Raw genomic sequence first — 15,903 nt, forward strand, 5'->3', positions numbered from 1 at the left:
TACTAAAACCCCCCTAGAGTTAGATTTTTTGGTCTAACTCTAGGGGTTCACATCAGTAGCCACTTTTTTTATTTGTTGTCCTTCATTCGTTTTTTACCTTCTCGACATATTTGTAATAGTGGACATACATCACAGCTTGGATTTTTCGCTTTACAATGGTAGCGTCCAAAGAAAATCATCCGATGGTGTGTCGCACTCCATTCCTCTTTTGGTACTTTACGCATTAAAGTTTGCTCAACTTCTAATACAGAATCTTTCCATCTGCAAATTCCTAACCGCTTTGATACTCTTTCTACATGTGTGTCAACAGCAATGGCTGGTTCATGAAATGCGACAGAGGCGACGACATTTGCTGTTTTTCTCCCAACACCAGCAAGCTTCATTAATGCATCCTTTGTTTTGGGAACCTCTCCCCCATATTCATGAATAATGGAGTTAGATAGCTTTTGAATATTTTTTGCCTTATTCCGATATAATCCAATTGAACGAATGTCGTTTTGCAGTTCTTCTAATGGAACAGCGATGTAATCCTCTGGCGTTTTATATTTTTTAAACAATTCACGTGTTACTTTATTGACAAGTACATCTGTACATTGAGCAGATAATACTACAGCAATAAGGAGCTCAAATGGGTTTTCGTGTACTAGCTCACAATCTGCCTCAGGAAACATTTGCTTCATTTCATCTAAGCAAAACCTTATTTCACTTTTAGTTAGCATGTCCTTACTCTTCTCCCTCTAGCCAGTTATAATAAAAGGATGTATCTCTTTTTTTCGGTTCAGGCTGTATAGCTTGCTTTTTATTGGTATGGAATGATTTACTTGCTGCCCTTGCCTCATCAACCGTTTTAATTCCTTTTCTTTGCCATTCTCTTAAGATGCGATCCATATACTTAAAGTTTAATTTGCCCATCAATACAGACTCGCGTAGTGCTGCCTTAATCAGTGCTGGTTCGATTTTATCTTCATCTAGCCATGCATTGATCATTTCTATTTCAAATGGAGATAATGGTCTTCCAAATTCTTGCTCAAATAAAACAAAAATTGTTCCATCCTGATGTACTTCTTCGGTTTCAGCTTTTGTTTTCGTATATAATTGCTCCCATAATGGATTAAGCGAATAAATTTCTGTAAGTTGCGCCTGGTCATTCTCTACTTGTTCAATGGATAAATAATTTTTCTGGATGAGTTTACGCAAGATTTTCGAGCAATCTCCTTCATCTATTGTTAAACACGAGGCTAAATCTCCTGGTGTTGGAAAGAAATTACCTTCAAATGAAAAGCGATGTATTTGTAAAATAATCATCACTTCCTTTTCGTCTAATCCAATTTTTGTATAGGATGTTAATAAATTGGCGGGAATCGGAAGCTGATTGAGTAATATTTGTTGCATTGTAACAGATTTAATCATCGTTTAGCACCTCATGAATAGTTATAGCAAGACATATAATATAGTCGACTTTCTTACAATGGTTCTGCTTATAAGGAAACAACACTCCCTAATTCGGAATAGCGACGAAGGGAGTGCTGTATTCAATCATTATGGATAAAGTCTATTCAATAAACGAGGAAATGGAATTGTTTCTCTTACATGGTCAATTCCTGCAATCCATGCAACTGTTCTTTCTAATCCCAGTCCAAATCCAGAGTGTGGTACACTACCATATTTTCTTAATTCTAAATACCACGCATATGCATCCCCAGTTAGTTCATGTGCTTCATACTGTTTTTGCATCAGCTCTAAATCATCAATACGCTGCGAGCCACCGATAATTTCTCCGTAACCTTCTGGTGCAATAAGATCCGCGCATAACACAACTTCTTCTCTTCCAGGTACAGGCTTCATGTAAAATGCTTTAATTTCGGCAGGATAGTTTGTAATGAAAACAGGCTTATCAAAGCTTTCCGCTATTGCTGTTTCATGCGGTGCACCAAAGTCCTCGCCCCATTCAATATCTGTAAAGCCTTTTTCCTTTAATAGCTCAATCGCGTCATCATACGATATTCTAGGAAATGGCGCTTGAATTGATTCGAGCTTTGATGTGTCTCTTTCAAGCGTATTTAGCTCAATTTTACAGTTCTTTAAGACGGATTGCACAACAAAGCTAACATATTCTTCTTGAATTTGTAAGCTTTCTTCATGATCGACAAACGCCATTTCCGGTTCAATCATCCAGAATTCAATTAGATGTCGACGCGTTTTTGATTTTTCGGCACGGAAAGTTGGTCCAAAAGAGAACACTTTTCCTAATGCCATAGCTGCCGCTTCTAAATAGAGCTGTCCGCTTTGAGATAAGTATGCTTCTTCATCAAAATACTTCGTATGAAAAAGCTCTGTGGTTCCTTCAGCTGATGCTCCAGTTAGTATAGGAGGATCTACTTTCACATAACCATTATCATGAAAATATTGATACGTAGCTCGTATAATTTCGTTCCGTATCTTCATAATTGCATGCTGTCTTTTTGAGCGAAGCCATAGGTGACGATGATCCATTAAAAACTCTGTTCCATGCTCTTTTGGAGTAATTGGATAATCAACTGCCTCTTGAATTAATTCAATCTCCGTTACATGCATTTCATATCCTATCGGAGAACGCTTGTCCTCTACAATTGTTCCAGTTATGTACATTGATGATTCTTGCGTCATGTTTTTTGCTAATTGAAAGGTTTCTTCACTAACATCATTCTTAGCAACAACTGCCTGCATAAATCCAGTGCCATCTCGTAGCTGTAAAAAAGCAATTTTTCCGCTTGATCGTTTATTAGCGAGCCATGCTCCAATCGTAACTATTTTTCCTTCACTTTTTGCTACATTTGCTATCGTTGTTTTCAAAATAATTCTCCTCCAACATTATTTATGGTTATTTACAAATCGTTTCATCCGTTTAGCTGCTTCTACTAAAAGTTCGCTTGAAGTAGCATAAGATAAACGTACATTATTAGGCGCTCCAAAGCCCGAACCAGGTACGATGGCAACCTTTTCTTCTTCTAATAGAGCAGTTACCCAATCATCTACATGCGCAAAGCCATTCATTTTTGCCGCTTCCACTACATTCGGAAAGAGGTAAAAAGCACCATTAGGCTTCGTACATGTAATTCCAGGAATATCAATTAACAATTGGTATAACAATTCTAATCGCTCTGAAAAAATACGGCGCATTTCAATGGTCGGATCTTCTTCTGTATGGTTATACGCTGCTAATGCTGCATATTGTGCAATAGATGTAGGATTTGAGGTTGCATGGGAAGCATGATTCGTCATTGCTTTAATAATATGCTGTGGTCCAGCTGCATAACCTATTCTCCAGCCTGTCATTGCGTGAGATTTAGATACCCCATTAATGATGATTGTTTGCTCCTTTAATGCTGGTGAGAGCGAGGCAATAGACACATGCTCATCATTTGTGTAAATAAGCTTCTCATAAATCTCATCAGATACGATCATAATTTGATGCTTTAAGCAAATTTCTCCAAGCTTCTCCAATTCCGCTGCATGATACATCATGCCAGTCGGGTTACTTGGAGAATTAATAATTACCGCCTTTGTTCTCGAGGTAATGGCAGCTTCTAGTTGCTCTGGAGTGATTTTAAAATCATTTTCTTCTTCTGCCTCTACTACTACAGGGATTCCGCCTGCTAATTTAACTTGTTCAGGATAGCTTACCCAATATGGCGCTGGAACGATTACTTCATCTTCTTCATTTAGAAGGACTTGAAAAAGCGTGAACAAAGCATGCTTTGCTCCAGTCGTTACAATAATATTTTCTTGTTTATATTCAAGTGCATTATCCACTTTGAACTTATTTATAATCGCTGCTTTAAGATCAGGTATTCCTCCTGAAGGCGTATATTTCGTTTTCCCTTCATTCATTGCCTTTGCCGCGGCATCTAGAATGAATGGTGGCGTATTAAAATCCGGCTCACCTACTCCTAAGCCAATTACATCGTAGCCCTCCTGCTTTAATTCCTTTGCCTTTGCTGAAATGGCAAGTGTTGATGATGGTGTTAAGCTTTTAACTCTATTTGCCAAATCCATATTATTGAACTCCCTTCAAACTGTTTCACGTTCATTGAAATAAATGCTTAAAACGAAATTGTTCGTATTTTGATCCGTCGTGCATAGAAACATACTCAATGACGTGTCTCCTGTCGCCATCTGTATAAGTAAGCTCCCAAAAAGGTTTATTATTCATAATTGCAGGTGTAGTTTTTAGCAATTTACAATTGCTACAAGTTTGAATAAACATATCATTTACTTTATCTTTGGAAATCATTTCATCCATATCGAATACAGATATTTCATTACTGTTCTCCTTTTTTAAGACAAATACTATTTTAACATCTTTTTGATCTGTTTTTCCAACTACAGCATGATAATACTGATCACCATGAAATCGTGTAATTTCATTTATTTCAGTAAGAGCTGTTTCAGCAAATACGATTTTTTTCGTTTGATCGAATTCTTGTGTTTTTTCATGTTGGATTACATTGTATAAATAAATTAGGAAACAAAATATTGCAACCGCAATGATTATAGTTATCCATGCTAGCCATTTCACCCAAGATGAAAATCGAGGTTTGTTATGATAAAACATCATGCCTTTTCTGTCCTAAATAGTCGTATTTCGTTTGCAATTATGTACGTTCGTTCCATTGCAATTTGATCCCTCCAGTAAAAAAAACTGCTTTGTTTATCAATTTTTGTTACTCATAGTTCAGAACGAATAGCTTACACTATAGAGTAAGTGTTGAAGATAAATAAAATAAATTACACTCCTTAGTATACCAAGCCTTGCGTGTTTTTTGTTCTATTTTTATTTATTTCAACAAAAAAATCACCTAACCCTCTCTATTCCGACTGATGACAAAGGCATCAGTCGGATTTTTTATTAAACCAAATACTTGCTTCATCCATTATTTTTGAAGTATTTCCATAGCTCACTTGGACATCTGGAATTGATTCTAAGAAATACTTTCCATATCGTGCTTTTTTAATACGTGCATCACATACAAATACGATGCCTCGATCACTTTTCGAACGAATTAACCGTCCAAATCCTTGTTTAAAGCGAATAACTGCATTTGGTAGCGCTAATTCCATAAATGCATTTTTACCTGCTTCTTTTAATGCATTTGCTTTTGCTTCATACACCGGGTGATTTGGCGGTTGAAATGGAAGCCTTACAATCATGACACATGATAAATCCTCGCCAGGAATATCGACACCTTCCCAAAAAGAGCTCGTTCCTAATAAAATTGCTTTGTCGAACGTTTGAAAATTCTTTTTTAACCTTTCTCTACTGCCGCTTGAGAGCCCTTGTGCAATCAAATAATATTCCTCTGTATTCATTGTTTCTTTTAAAATAAAATACGTTTGCTTAAGCATTTCGTAGGACGTAAACAATACAAGCATTCTTCCCTTAGTTATTTCAGCCATTGATACAATCGCTTCACAAGTCGAATATACAAAGTCATCTAAGTCACCTTGTTTAATGTCAGGGAAATCATTTGGTATGAATAGCCTTACTTGTTCTTTATAGTCAAACGGAGACGCTATTCGCTCTTCTACCGTTCGCTCTTTTGGCATTCCTAATTGTGAGCGAATAAATGAAAAAGAACCTTTTATAGACAACGTTGCACTAGTTAAAATGATACTTTTCTTTTTCAGGAAAAAAGAATCTTCAAGTAAGGCTGACAAGTTAGTTGGCTCACTATATAAATAAACCGCATTTTTAGGGCCGCCTCCTTCTGCTTCAATCCATCTCACATCATTTTCGATATTTCGTGTTATTAACATATGATGGATACTTTCGTGAAATTGTTGCAGTATATCCTTTAGTTTCTTTGCTTCATCACGTACATGGATATCAACTTCTGTCTCCTTTTCAATCAAGGTAAGAACAGCACATTGTTTTTGAAGTAAATATCGAAGACGAGCCGCCATATCTTGAATCGTATTCCAAAAGCGATCTTCAAAATCTTCATGATTAATTCGATATTGTATCCTGCCTATATCACTTACATTTTGTCGATTATATCGCTTCTTATGCACATAATGATATATACCACGGAAAAGATCATCTACTTCTTGCTTGAGATCATTAAACAAGTTTCCGCAAGCTTCAATGGTAAACGCAGATTGTAAAGCCGGATACGTATTTCGAACAGTTGCTAGCCAGTTCCCGTCACCACCTGAACCGATTTGGTTAAGTGTATATAATAAATGAACATAATCGAGCTTTAAGCCACAATGCTGTGATGCTACAGCTTCTAAATGATGTCCTTCATCAATAATTGCATAATCATAGGAAGGTATATGCTGATAATCATTAAAAACATCCGTACAAAGTAATGCATGATTTAAGATAACAATATCTGCATGTTCTGCTAACTTCCGAGCACGGTGATAGTACGAATAGGTAAACCAAGGAGAATGTGGATTTGTATAATCCTCCGATTCAGTCGACACCTTTCTTATAAAACTATAACCTCCAGCAGGAAAGTTTATTTCATCTAAATCTCCAGTATTCGTCTCGGTAAGCCAAACAAGAAGCATTGCTTTTGTTAATGCAATATCGTAATTGTCAGCATCATATTTAGAAAGCTCTCTTTCCACTTTTTCAAGGCTAATATAGTGCTGTTTCCCTTTCATTAACGCTACTTGAAATGGAAAATTAAGGAGACGTTTTAGTACAGGAATTTCTTCATTGAGCAATTGAGATTGAAGCTGGGTCGTATGTGTACTAACAACAACACGTTTTTTAGTTCGAACTGCATGATAAATAGCGGGAATTAAGTATGCAAATGATTTCCCTGTTCCTGTCTCTGCCTCAATTAAGGCATGCTGTTTTGATTGAAATGAATCAAAGATACATTCAGACATTCGCTGTTGACCAGGTCTGAATTCAAAGTTGTTAATTGACTTTTCAAGTCCACCTTTAGGGGCGTAAATGGTATCAAGATATTCTCCAAATGCCATGTCTAACTTTATATCTTGGTTCCTTAAATCTGTTTGTTTTTTAAATGCTAGACCATGGAATGATACGATCTCTTCATTAGTTGACGATGAAAACCGAAGCAATTCTAAATGCTGTGTTAAAAGATGCTCTAAATTGGATTGCAGCTTCGTTTCTATCTTCATTAGCTGTTGAACCGTTTCAAAAGGTAATGAAAACAGCTTTTCTTTTAAAGCCAAAAATAATTTAGCAGTTACATAAGCGTCTGACAAGGCACGGTGCGGATCATCATGCGTAATGTTCAAGTATTGTGCCAGTTGCCCTAATTTAAAGCTCGGAGCTTGCGGAATCAAGATTCTTGCTAACTCAACAGTATCAATCACCAAATTTTCAAGCATAGTGTAACCAGCTTCAGGTAGTGCTTCATTTAGAAAGCCAAGATCAAACGGAACATTATGTGCAATAATGAAGCTGTCTTTAAACATCGATGTTATTTTTGAAGCCACATCTGTAAAACAAGGCGCAGATTCCACTGCCTTATCGTCAATCCCAGTAAGGTTTGTAATAAACGGTGGAATTGGTTTGCCGGGATTTAATAATGTTGTGTAATCTGCTACTATTTTAAAATCCTCAATAACTACGATGCCGATTTCGATAATTTTATCTCCGTTATTTGGACTATGTCCGGTTGTTTCTAAATCAAATACTACATATTTTGTCATTATATCACCGCCCTTTCTCTATTCGTATGATCAATAAAGAAAACCCCTATCCTTAGATAAGAGTTTTCACCACTAAATGATACGATCAGGTTCCGTTAAAGGAGGCTCTTGGTTGATCAACTGGTCCACCTCGTTTTTGGAATTCATTAGTGCTACTTTTGGTCTAAAGGATGCTAGCTCATCATTTGCAATCATTGCATAAGCGATAATAATGACAATATCTCCTTTTTGAACAAGCCGTGCTGCTGCCCCGTTTAGACAAATGGTACCCGAACCTCTTTTTCCAGGTATGACATACGTTTCAAATCGTTCTCCATTATTATTATTTACGATTTGGACCTTTTCGTGAGGGAGTATATCTACTTGCTCTAATATTGATTCATCAATAGTTACGCTACCGACATAATGAAGATTGGCCTCCGTAACCGTAGCGCAATGAATTTTTGCCTTCATCATCGTACGAAACATGTCATTTCTCCTTATGGTAATAATCAATTATCGTTCCATTTTGATCAAATATTATGTTATCAATTAATCGTGCATGGTTATATTGCACAGCCACCGCTAAAATAACGTGTTGATTAATTGTCTCAACAGGCCTTAGTTCAGGAAAAGATAGTAGTTCGATATAGTCTATCTTTCCTATACATGCATGCAAACTTTTAGTTACCTCATTTATAATGATATCAGTATCTGTTTCTCCGTCAACTACTAATCGACGTCCATCCTGTAAAGCCTTGGCTAGAATGGGTGCATTTTTACGCTCAGCAAGGGTTAAATTTACGTTTCGGCTGCTTTTTGCTAGGCCATCCTGCTCTCGAACGGTAGGGACTCCATGTAAATGAATCGGAAAATTCAGATCCTGTATTAAAGCATCGACGACTGCTACTTGCTGTGCATCCTTCAGTCCAAAGTAAACATTATCTGGTTGAATAATATGAAATAGCTTCGTTAAAACTGTAATAACTCCATTAAAATGGCCGGGTCTCGATCTTCCGCAAAGCACATCCGTTCGATCAAGAATGGAAACGTTTATTTTCATATTTTGTGGATACATTTCATTTACGGTTGGAATAAACAGAAAATCTACATTCACTTTTTCAGCTAATTGTATATCTCGCTTTTCATTTCTTGGATAGTTATCAAAATCCTCATTTGGTCCAAATTGCAGTGGATTTACGAAGATACTTGCAATCGTTATTGTATTCTCTTTTTTGGCTTCTTCCATTAGTCGTAGATGCCCTTCATGAAAATAGCCCATCGTCGGCACGAAGCCGATCGTATTCTTGGCAGCTTGAAGTGCATTAATTTTCAAACGCATTTTGTCAACAGTTCGGATAATTTCCATTCGCTACCACCTTTATTCCTGAGCAGGAAGATATTTCTTATCTTTAATGAAAAATGAATGTTCATCCGTTGGGAATGTAGATGATTTAACTTCTTTGATGTATTCCTTAATCGCTTCTGTACCTAAATTATTAAAATCAGCATATGATTTAACAAATTTCGGTAAACGTGATACACCGTAAGTTAGAATATCGTGATATACAAGCACTTGCCCATCACAATCAATTCCAGCTCCAATCCCAATGGTCGGGATTGGGATGGCATCTGAAACGATTGTAGCTAACTCTGTTGGTATACATTCCAGAACAAGCGCAATTGCCCCATTGTTTGCAAGTTCTTTTGCATCTTGGAGCAGCTTTTCACCAGCATGAAGGTCTTTTCCTTGTACCTTATAGCCACCAAGTACGTTTACCGTTTGAGGAGTTAAGCCTAAATGTGCCACAACTGGTATTCCGGCCTCTGTTAGTTGTTTTGTTAATGTTATCGTTCTTTCAGTTGCACCTTCCACCTTTACTGCTTGTGCTTCCGTTTCTTGAAATATCCGTTGTGCATTTTGCAAAGCATCGGCTAGTGAAATATGATATGACATAAAGGGCATGTCAACGACTGTAAATGTATTTTTAGCCCCTCGTTTAACTGCTTTTGCATGGTGAATCATATCGTCTACTGTTACTTGAACGGTGGAATCGTATCCTAGTACGACCATTCCTAAAGAATCTCCAACAAGAATCATATCGATACCAGCTGATTCTGCAAGCTTTCCTGATGGATAATCGTACGCTGTGAGCATTGTGATTTTCTCCTGCTCTTCTTTCATCCTTCGTAAATCAGTCGTCGTTATCATTATTTACACTCCTTAAACCAATTAATTTCAGCAGAATATAGCTTTTCGGATGTACCATCTTTGTTTTCAATTAAAAGTGCCCCATTCGAATCGATGCCAATTAATTTAGCTTCCCAATTCCTATTTCCAGCTTTAATATCTACGTATTGATTCATCTTATAGCCATAAGCGATCCACTTTGTTCGAATGGTGGAAAAGTCATTCTCGATAAAGCGTTCATAAGCACTTTCAAATGCTAGTAAAATATCTTGGATCAATTGATTTAGATCCCAATTATGCTTAGAAGCAATTTTTAAAGAAGTTGCCTTTGATTTCACTTCTTCATGAAAATCGTTTTCTTCGTGATTTACATTAATGCCAATACCAATCACAACATACTGTATGCGGTCATGCTCTGCTTGCATTTCTGTTAGTATTCCGGCGGTTTTTTTATCATCAAGGATAATATCGTTTGGCCATTTAATGAATGGTACAACATCACCAGCTTTCTCCAGGACTTCTGCAAGTACCGTACCAGTTAATAAGGTAAGCTGTGGTGCAAGATGAGGAGGAATTGTCGGTCGTAATAGCATACTTAACCATATTCCTTTATGCATTTTAGAATGCCATTTCCTGTCCATTCTTCCTTTACCCATCGTTTGTTCATCCGCTATAAATACGGTTCCGTGTTTTGCTCCTTCAAGTGCAGCCTGATGTGCCAGATGTTGTGTAGAGGTGGTCGATTTTTTGTGAATAATTGTCTGCCCAAGCCACTTTGTTTTTAAGCCCCATTGTAACGTGTTTTCACTGATTTTGTTGGGAAATCCGCTAATTCGATAGCCTAATTTAGGCCGGGCTTCTATTATGTAACCGTCTTTTTCAAGTTCTTTCATATGCTTCCAAATTGCGCTACGGGAAATGTTCAATCTATCTGAAAGCATCTGACCGGAAATAAATTGATTGTCATTCTTCGCTAGGATATCGATTAGCTTATTCCGGGTGGATTCCATTTTATCCACTCCTTTATTTCTGATTTATTATTTACAACCTGTCCAACAACAACAGCGTATTCTATTTTATTAATCATCTCTCTTAACCAAGGTCCCTGGTTTACATCTGGAAACAGCTGGATGAGGTTATTCCCATTTATTTCTAAATCGCTCACTGAATAAATGGGCAGTTGCTCGTATAAAGCATGCATATGTTCGAGTGCGATATCTTGATCAAGTAATGTATTAGCTAATCGAATAAAGCTAGGAAACAACGGTCTATTTAATTTATATACGAGCCACCTGTCTAACTCATTTTTTTTAAGGTGCTGTAGTGCATCTAACAAAGCCATCGCATTGTTTTTTGTTTTATTAGAGCACTTCCAAGCTTTTACCCAGTCCTGAATTGAAATATCTTTATTCATGTATGTAAATAAACAAAACAATTCCTCAGCGTTTTTTACGGGTGGAAAAGGAACAGGAAGCCTTTCAAAAAAACGAGGATTATCCTTTATAATTGGGAGATGTTGATCAATATTCGTTTTTTTTAGAAAGGCAATCCCTAAATCAACGTATTCTCCTGAAAATAGCTTTATGAGCTCATTCGTAATTCGTTCAATCGCTAAAAAATCAATCTGATGTTGGACTGCTATCATTGCTTCTAATGTATTTTTTTCTATTGTAAAGCCTAGCTGACTTGTGAAGCGAAGCGCACGAATAATTCGAAGTGAATCCTCCATAAAACGGTCGTAGCCATTTCCAACTGTACGAATTATTCCTTTAGCTAAATCTACTTGCCCATGAAATAAATCGATAATTTCCCCATGAGTATCCATTGCCATTGCATTAATCGTAAAATCTCGACGTTCCAAATCCTTCTCAATATTATCTAAATAAACGACCGTATCTGGATGTCGCTTATCTGAATAGCTCCCCTCTGCACGAAAGGTTGTCACTTCATAAGATTGTTTTTCGTGGCGTACAATGACTGTGCCATGCTTTATACCGACTGGGATAACTTGATCAAACATTGCATTTACCTGATCAGGAGTAGCCGATGTAGCGATATCAATATCCCCTATTGCACGTTTTAATAAATAGTCACGAACACATCCACCAACAAAGAATGCTTGGTGGCCGTTTTTTTCTATCGTTTGAATAATAGGAAGTGCTTGTATAAATGGTTCTATAAGCATCATGTATCAATTCCTTACTTATTTCTTCAATGTATCTTCATAAAGCTGGATATATTGGTCTACTATTCGATCTGAATGGAACAGTTCTCTTGCTCGCTCTAGTGCTGCTTTCGCAAACTTTTCGTGAAGTGGTTCGTTATCCAATAGCTGAACGGTATAAGCGGCAGCTTGTTGTATCGCCCCTAACTCAACGACGAACCCTGTTTCATTATGCGTGATAACTTCTGGAATTCCACCAATATTCGTTCCAATACAAGGCACTTCACATGCCATAGCTTCAAGTAATACGAGTCCAAAGCTTTCTTTTTCAGATAATAAAAGTTTAACATCTGAAATGGATAACAGTTCACTTATATTTTTTTGCTTTCCAAGAAAGCGTACGTCTTCTTCCACACCTAATTCTTGGACAAGCTGGAATATAGTTGAACACTCTGGTCCATCTCCAACGAGCAGTAGCTTTGCTTTTTGCTTTTTACGTACAAGTGCAAAGGTTTGAATGACATCTTCAAGTCGTTTTACTTTACGAAAGTTAGAAATATGAATGATTACTTTTTCATCCTGCTGAATTCCGAATTCTCGTTTGATTTGCGATGTGTCTTTTTTATAGTACTCTTGTTCGTTAACGAAATTATAGATAACAGAAATAGGTTTGTCGGTCTCTAGCATAGTTGCGGTCGTAGAAACAAGATGATTCGACACTGCAGTTACCGCATCTGATTCCTCAATTCCATATTTGATCATTTTCTTAAACGTCGGGTCAATTCCGAGAACCGTAATGTCTGTTCCGTGTAAAGTAGTGACAATTTTCACATCATGGGTAGCGATTTGTTTCGCTAATATCGCACATATAGCGTGTGGCATTGCATAATGAACGTGTAGAATATCTAATTTTTCACGATCAATTACTTCAGCCATTTTAGAAGCAAGTGATAAATCATATGGTGGATATTGAAAAACCGGATAATGATTTAACTCCACTTCATGATAATAAATGGCTGGATGTACACGATTAAGACGGAACGGAAGACTTGAAGTGATAAAGTGAATTTCATTTCCTTTTTCTGCTAGCAGCATTCCGAGTTCGGTTGCAATAACACCTGACCCTCCCACGGTTGGATAGCAAGTAATACCTATTTTCATTGATTTTTTTCCCTCTGTTCTTTTACAATCTCTCGCCACGCTAAGTCCCCTCGTTGTAGACCATGAATCGCAATTTCAGCGGCTGCAAGGTTCGTAACCAATGGAATCAGATGCACATCACACAACCGCATTAAGGCGCTAACATCTGGTTCATGGGGCTGTGCTGTTAATGGGTCTCGGAAAAAGATAACAACATCCATGTCATTATTTGCAATCATGGCACCAATTTGTTGGTCTCCTCCCATTGGACCGGATAAAAAACGATGTACCGGTAGACCTGTTGCTTCATGAATCATCTTGCCAGTTGTGCCTGTTGCAAATAATTGATGCTCTTTTAATACATGTTGATATGCGATACTAAAACGAATGATATCTTGCTTTTTTTTATCATGTGCGATTAAGGCAATATTCATGATGTACCTCCAATAGGGTAATTTTAATAAATTTTCTTGTTAAACGTTCAATTCCATTAAATTCTCTAATCCATATACAAGTGCTTTCATTTCCATGACCTGCTTTATAGCAAAATGAATACCTGACATGAATGAATCTCGATTTAACGAATCGTGTCTTAAAGTTAGCGTTTGACCTGGACCGCCAAATATCACTTCTTGATGAGCAACAAGACCAGGAAGTCTTACACTGTGAATGCGAATACCATCCTTCTCTGCTCCTCTAGCGCCAGCAATTGTTTCCTTTTCATTTGGATGTCCTTGCTTTTTGCTTGTTCTTGTTTCTTGGATTAGTGCTACTGTTTTTTCTGCTGTACCTGAAGGAGCATCTAACTTTTGATCATGATGCATTTCGATAATTTCAACATCCGGAAAATATTTTGCTGCTTGACGAGAAAATTGCATCATAAGCACAGCGCCAAGGGCGAAATTAGGAGCAATGACGCCACCTAAATCTTTTTCCTTGGAAAGCTTTTGTAATTCATCTAGTTGTTCTGCTGTAAAGCCAGTTGTTCCGATAACAGGTCGCAAATTAAACATCAATGCAAGCCTCGTATGAAAGTAGCCACTCTCCGGAACAGTTAGATCTACAAATACGTCCGCTGCAACTGTGTGGAAGCATTCCTCTGGATTAATAAAGATTGGTACATCAAGTTCAGGATAAGGTAACACTTCATGCAGTTTTTTACCATCATTTTTCGTATCAATGCACGCAACTAATTGAAAATCATCGGAATTTGCAACCATGTTAACGGCTTCCTTACCCATTCTTCCTCTTGGTCCAGCTATTATTACTTTTATTGTCATGTTAATTCCTCCTCGTTCCTGATGATGACTAATCCTTCCGTGTCCAACGATGTTTATCTCGTGTTTCAATTTTTTGAATAGAACGCTCAAACGCTTCGGAAAGATCAATATCTAATGAATTCGCAAAGCATGTAAGAACGAAAAGAACATCACCTAACTCTTCATCCATTGTTTTCGCTTTTTCAGAAGATTTCTTAGGCTTTTCGCCATGATGATGATTTACTTCACGTGCAAGCTCTCCTATTTCTTCTGTTAGACGAGCCATAAGTGCCAAAGGTGAAAAATAACCTTCTTTAAATTGTGAGATATAATTGTCAACACGCTGTTGAATCATTTTTGTATCATATAGTGGAGTATTGATGAGAAGCACCCCTTTTTCTTAGTAATTATCTTTTATGTTACTTAATCCATGCAATTTTGACAAATTATATATTCACATAAATTGTTTGTCAGAGATGATTTTATTATAATGGAACAAGCGCAGCATGAATAGCGTAATTTGGACATGTTAGGGGGATCACCTTGATTCTTGGATTAAAGCTTAAAAATATCTTTTTTATTCTACTCGGATCAGCAATTTTTTCATTTGGCCTTGTTCATTTTAATATGCAGCATAATCTCGGTGAAGGTGGGTTTACTGGGATAACGTTATTGCTTTATTTTGCTTTTAATTGGGATCCAGCTATTACAAATATTATCTTAAATGTGCCGGTGTTTTTTGTTGGCTGGCGATTTCTAGGACGCAATACATTTTACTATACCATTATTGGAACACTTTCTGTGTCCGTGTTTTTAAGTGTTTTCCAAAAGCATATGTTTCTTATTCACCTTGAAAATGACATGACGTTAGTAGCGCTGTTCGCCGGTGTATTTATTGGGGTTGGACTCGGAATCATTTTCCGTTATGGAGGTACTACAGGCGGTGTCGACATTATCGCAAGACTCGTACATAAATATGTAGGCTGGAGTATGGGAAGAACGATGTTTTTATTCGACTTTTTCGTAATCGCAACATCCGTCTTTACCATTCTTGAATTAGTGGAAGGGATGTATACCCTTCTTGCGGTTTACATTGGGGCAAGAGTAATCGATTTTATTCAAGAAGGTGCCTATTCTGCACGCGGTGCTACCATTATATCTGGCAAAAGTAACGAAATAGCGCAAAAAATTATGACTGAGATGGATCGTGGAGTTACTGTTCTTAGTGGACGTGGTAGCTTTACAGGTGAAAACAGAGATGTACTATATTGTGTTGTTGGTAGAAACGAAATTGTTCGACTAAAAGCAATTATTAATACAATAGATCCACATGCTTTTGTTGCTGTAAGTGCTGTTCATGATGTTGTTGGTGAAGGCTTTACATTAGATGAAAATAAAAACCCCATTCATGAGGATTAACATAAAAAAGGGATGATCGCTGTACTGAACCCATAAAGTTAGACTAAATTATTAAGCAGATAATTGGCTGGTTT

Annotated in this window: 16 protein-coding genes; 1 reads left to right on the forward strand and 15 read right to left on the reverse strand. The window is 37.1% G+C overall.

Annotated features, from left to right (window positions below; translation table 11 throughout):
- Positions 1 to 68 precede the first annotated feature (68 nt).
- The 15 genes from nth to SPK86_RS15120 form a co-directional block, all read right to left on the reverse strand.
- On the reverse strand, positions 69 to 719 hold the full coding sequence (gene nth / locus SPK86_RS15050; RefSeq protein ID WP_284141320.1) for an endonuclease III: 651 nt from the start codon (positions 717 to 719) through the stop codon (positions 69 to 71).
- A 4-nt stretch (positions 720 to 723) separates the two neighbouring features.
- Positions 724 to 1,410, reverse strand: coding sequence for a DnaD domain-containing protein (locus SPK86_RS15055; protein WP_284141319.1), 687 nt, complete (start codon positions 1,408 to 1,410; stop codon positions 724 to 726).
- Between the two features lie 129 nt (positions 1,411 to 1,539).
- Positions 1,540 to 2,832 (reverse strand): asparagine--tRNA ligase, encoded by a 1,293-nt coding sequence (gene asnS, locus SPK86_RS15060; protein ID WP_330949757.1) that lies wholly within the window; start codon positions 2,830 to 2,832, stop codon positions 1,540 to 1,542.
- Between the two features lie 18 nt (positions 2,833 to 2,850).
- Positions 2,851 to 4,035: a pyridoxal phosphate-dependent aminotransferase gene (locus SPK86_RS15065; RefSeq protein ID WP_330949758.1), complete on the reverse strand. Its 1,185-nt coding sequence runs from the start codon at positions 4,033 to 4,035 to the stop codon at positions 2,851 to 2,853.
- A 31-nt stretch (positions 4,036 to 4,066) separates the two neighbouring features.
- Entirely contained in the window at positions 4,067 to 4,597 is a 531-nt protein-coding gene (locus tag SPK86_RS15070; protein WP_330949759.1) for a cell wall elongation regulator TseB-like domain-containing protein, read from the reverse strand.
- 275 nt (positions 4,598 to 4,872) lie between these two features.
- Complete coding sequence (gene dinG, locus SPK86_RS15075; RefSeq protein ID WP_330949760.1) at positions 4,873 to 7,677, reverse strand: ATP-dependent DNA helicase DinG; 2,805 nt, start codon at positions 7,675 to 7,677, stop codon at positions 4,873 to 4,875.
- Positions 7,678 to 7,749: 72 nt separating this feature from the next.
- Positions 7,750 to 8,145 (reverse strand): aspartate 1-decarboxylase, encoded by a 396-nt coding sequence (gene panD, locus SPK86_RS15080; protein ID WP_284141314.1) that lies wholly within the window; start codon positions 8,143 to 8,145, stop codon positions 7,750 to 7,752.
- 1 nt (position 8,146) lies between these two features.
- Positions 8,147 to 9,025 (reverse strand): pantoate--beta-alanine ligase, encoded by an 879-nt coding sequence (gene panC, locus SPK86_RS15085; protein ID WP_284141313.1) that lies wholly within the window; start codon positions 9,023 to 9,025, stop codon positions 8,147 to 8,149.
- 12 nt (positions 9,026 to 9,037) lie between these two features.
- Complete coding sequence (panB, locus tag SPK86_RS15090; RefSeq protein ID WP_284141312.1) at positions 9,038 to 9,868, reverse strand: 3-methyl-2-oxobutanoate hydroxymethyltransferase; 831 nt, start codon at positions 9,866 to 9,868, stop codon at positions 9,038 to 9,040.
- On the reverse strand, positions 9,868 to 10,857 hold the full coding sequence (locus SPK86_RS15095) for a biotin--[acetyl-CoA-carboxylase] ligase (protein ID WP_330949761.1): 990 nt from the start codon (positions 10,855 to 10,857) through the stop codon (positions 9,868 to 9,870). The genes panB and SPK86_RS15095 overlap by 1 nt, the downstream gene beginning before the upstream one ends.
- Entirely contained in the window at positions 10,833 to 12,035 is a 1,203-nt protein-coding gene (locus tag SPK86_RS15100) for a CCA tRNA nucleotidyltransferase (protein ID WP_330949762.1), read from the reverse strand. Before SPK86_RS15100 ends, SPK86_RS15095 begins: the two co-directional genes overlap by 25 nt.
- Before the next feature lie 15 nt (positions 12,036 to 12,050).
- Positions 12,051 to 13,172, reverse strand: a complete 1,122-nt coding sequence (gene bshA / locus SPK86_RS15105) for an N-acetyl-alpha-D-glucosaminyl L-malate synthase BshA (RefSeq protein ID WP_284141324.1) — start codon at positions 13,170 to 13,172, stop codon at positions 12,051 to 12,053.
- Positions 13,169 to 13,585, reverse strand: coding sequence for a methylglyoxal synthase (gene mgsA / locus SPK86_RS15110; RefSeq protein WP_284141309.1), 417 nt, complete (start codon positions 13,583 to 13,585; stop codon positions 13,169 to 13,171). The genes bshA and mgsA overlap by 4 nt, the downstream gene beginning before the upstream one ends.
- Before the next feature lie 39 nt (positions 13,586 to 13,624).
- A complete protein-coding gene (gene dapB, locus SPK86_RS15115; protein WP_284141308.1) occupies positions 13,625 to 14,431 on the reverse strand; it encodes a 4-hydroxy-tetrahydrodipicolinate reductase in 807 nt (268 codons plus the stop codon).
- Between the two features lie 28 nt (positions 14,432 to 14,459).
- A complete protein-coding gene (locus SPK86_RS15120) occupies positions 14,460 to 14,765 on the reverse strand; it encodes a nucleotide pyrophosphohydrolase (protein ID WP_284141307.1) in 306 nt (101 codons plus the stop codon).
- Between the two features lie 188 nt (positions 14,766 to 14,953).
- Here SPK86_RS15120 and SPK86_RS15125 point away from each other — a divergent pair, with 188 nt between their 5' ends.
- Positions 14,954 to 15,829 (forward strand): YitT family protein, encoded by an 876-nt coding sequence (locus SPK86_RS15125; RefSeq protein WP_284141306.1) that lies wholly within the window; start codon positions 14,954 to 14,956, stop codon positions 15,827 to 15,829.
- Positions 15,830 to 15,903 lie beyond the last annotated feature (74 nt).

This window comes from Virgibacillus sp. MG-45, from assembly GCF_036409425.1.
Taxonomy (GTDB): Bacteria; Bacillota; Bacilli; order Bacillales; family Amphibacillaceae; genus LDC-1.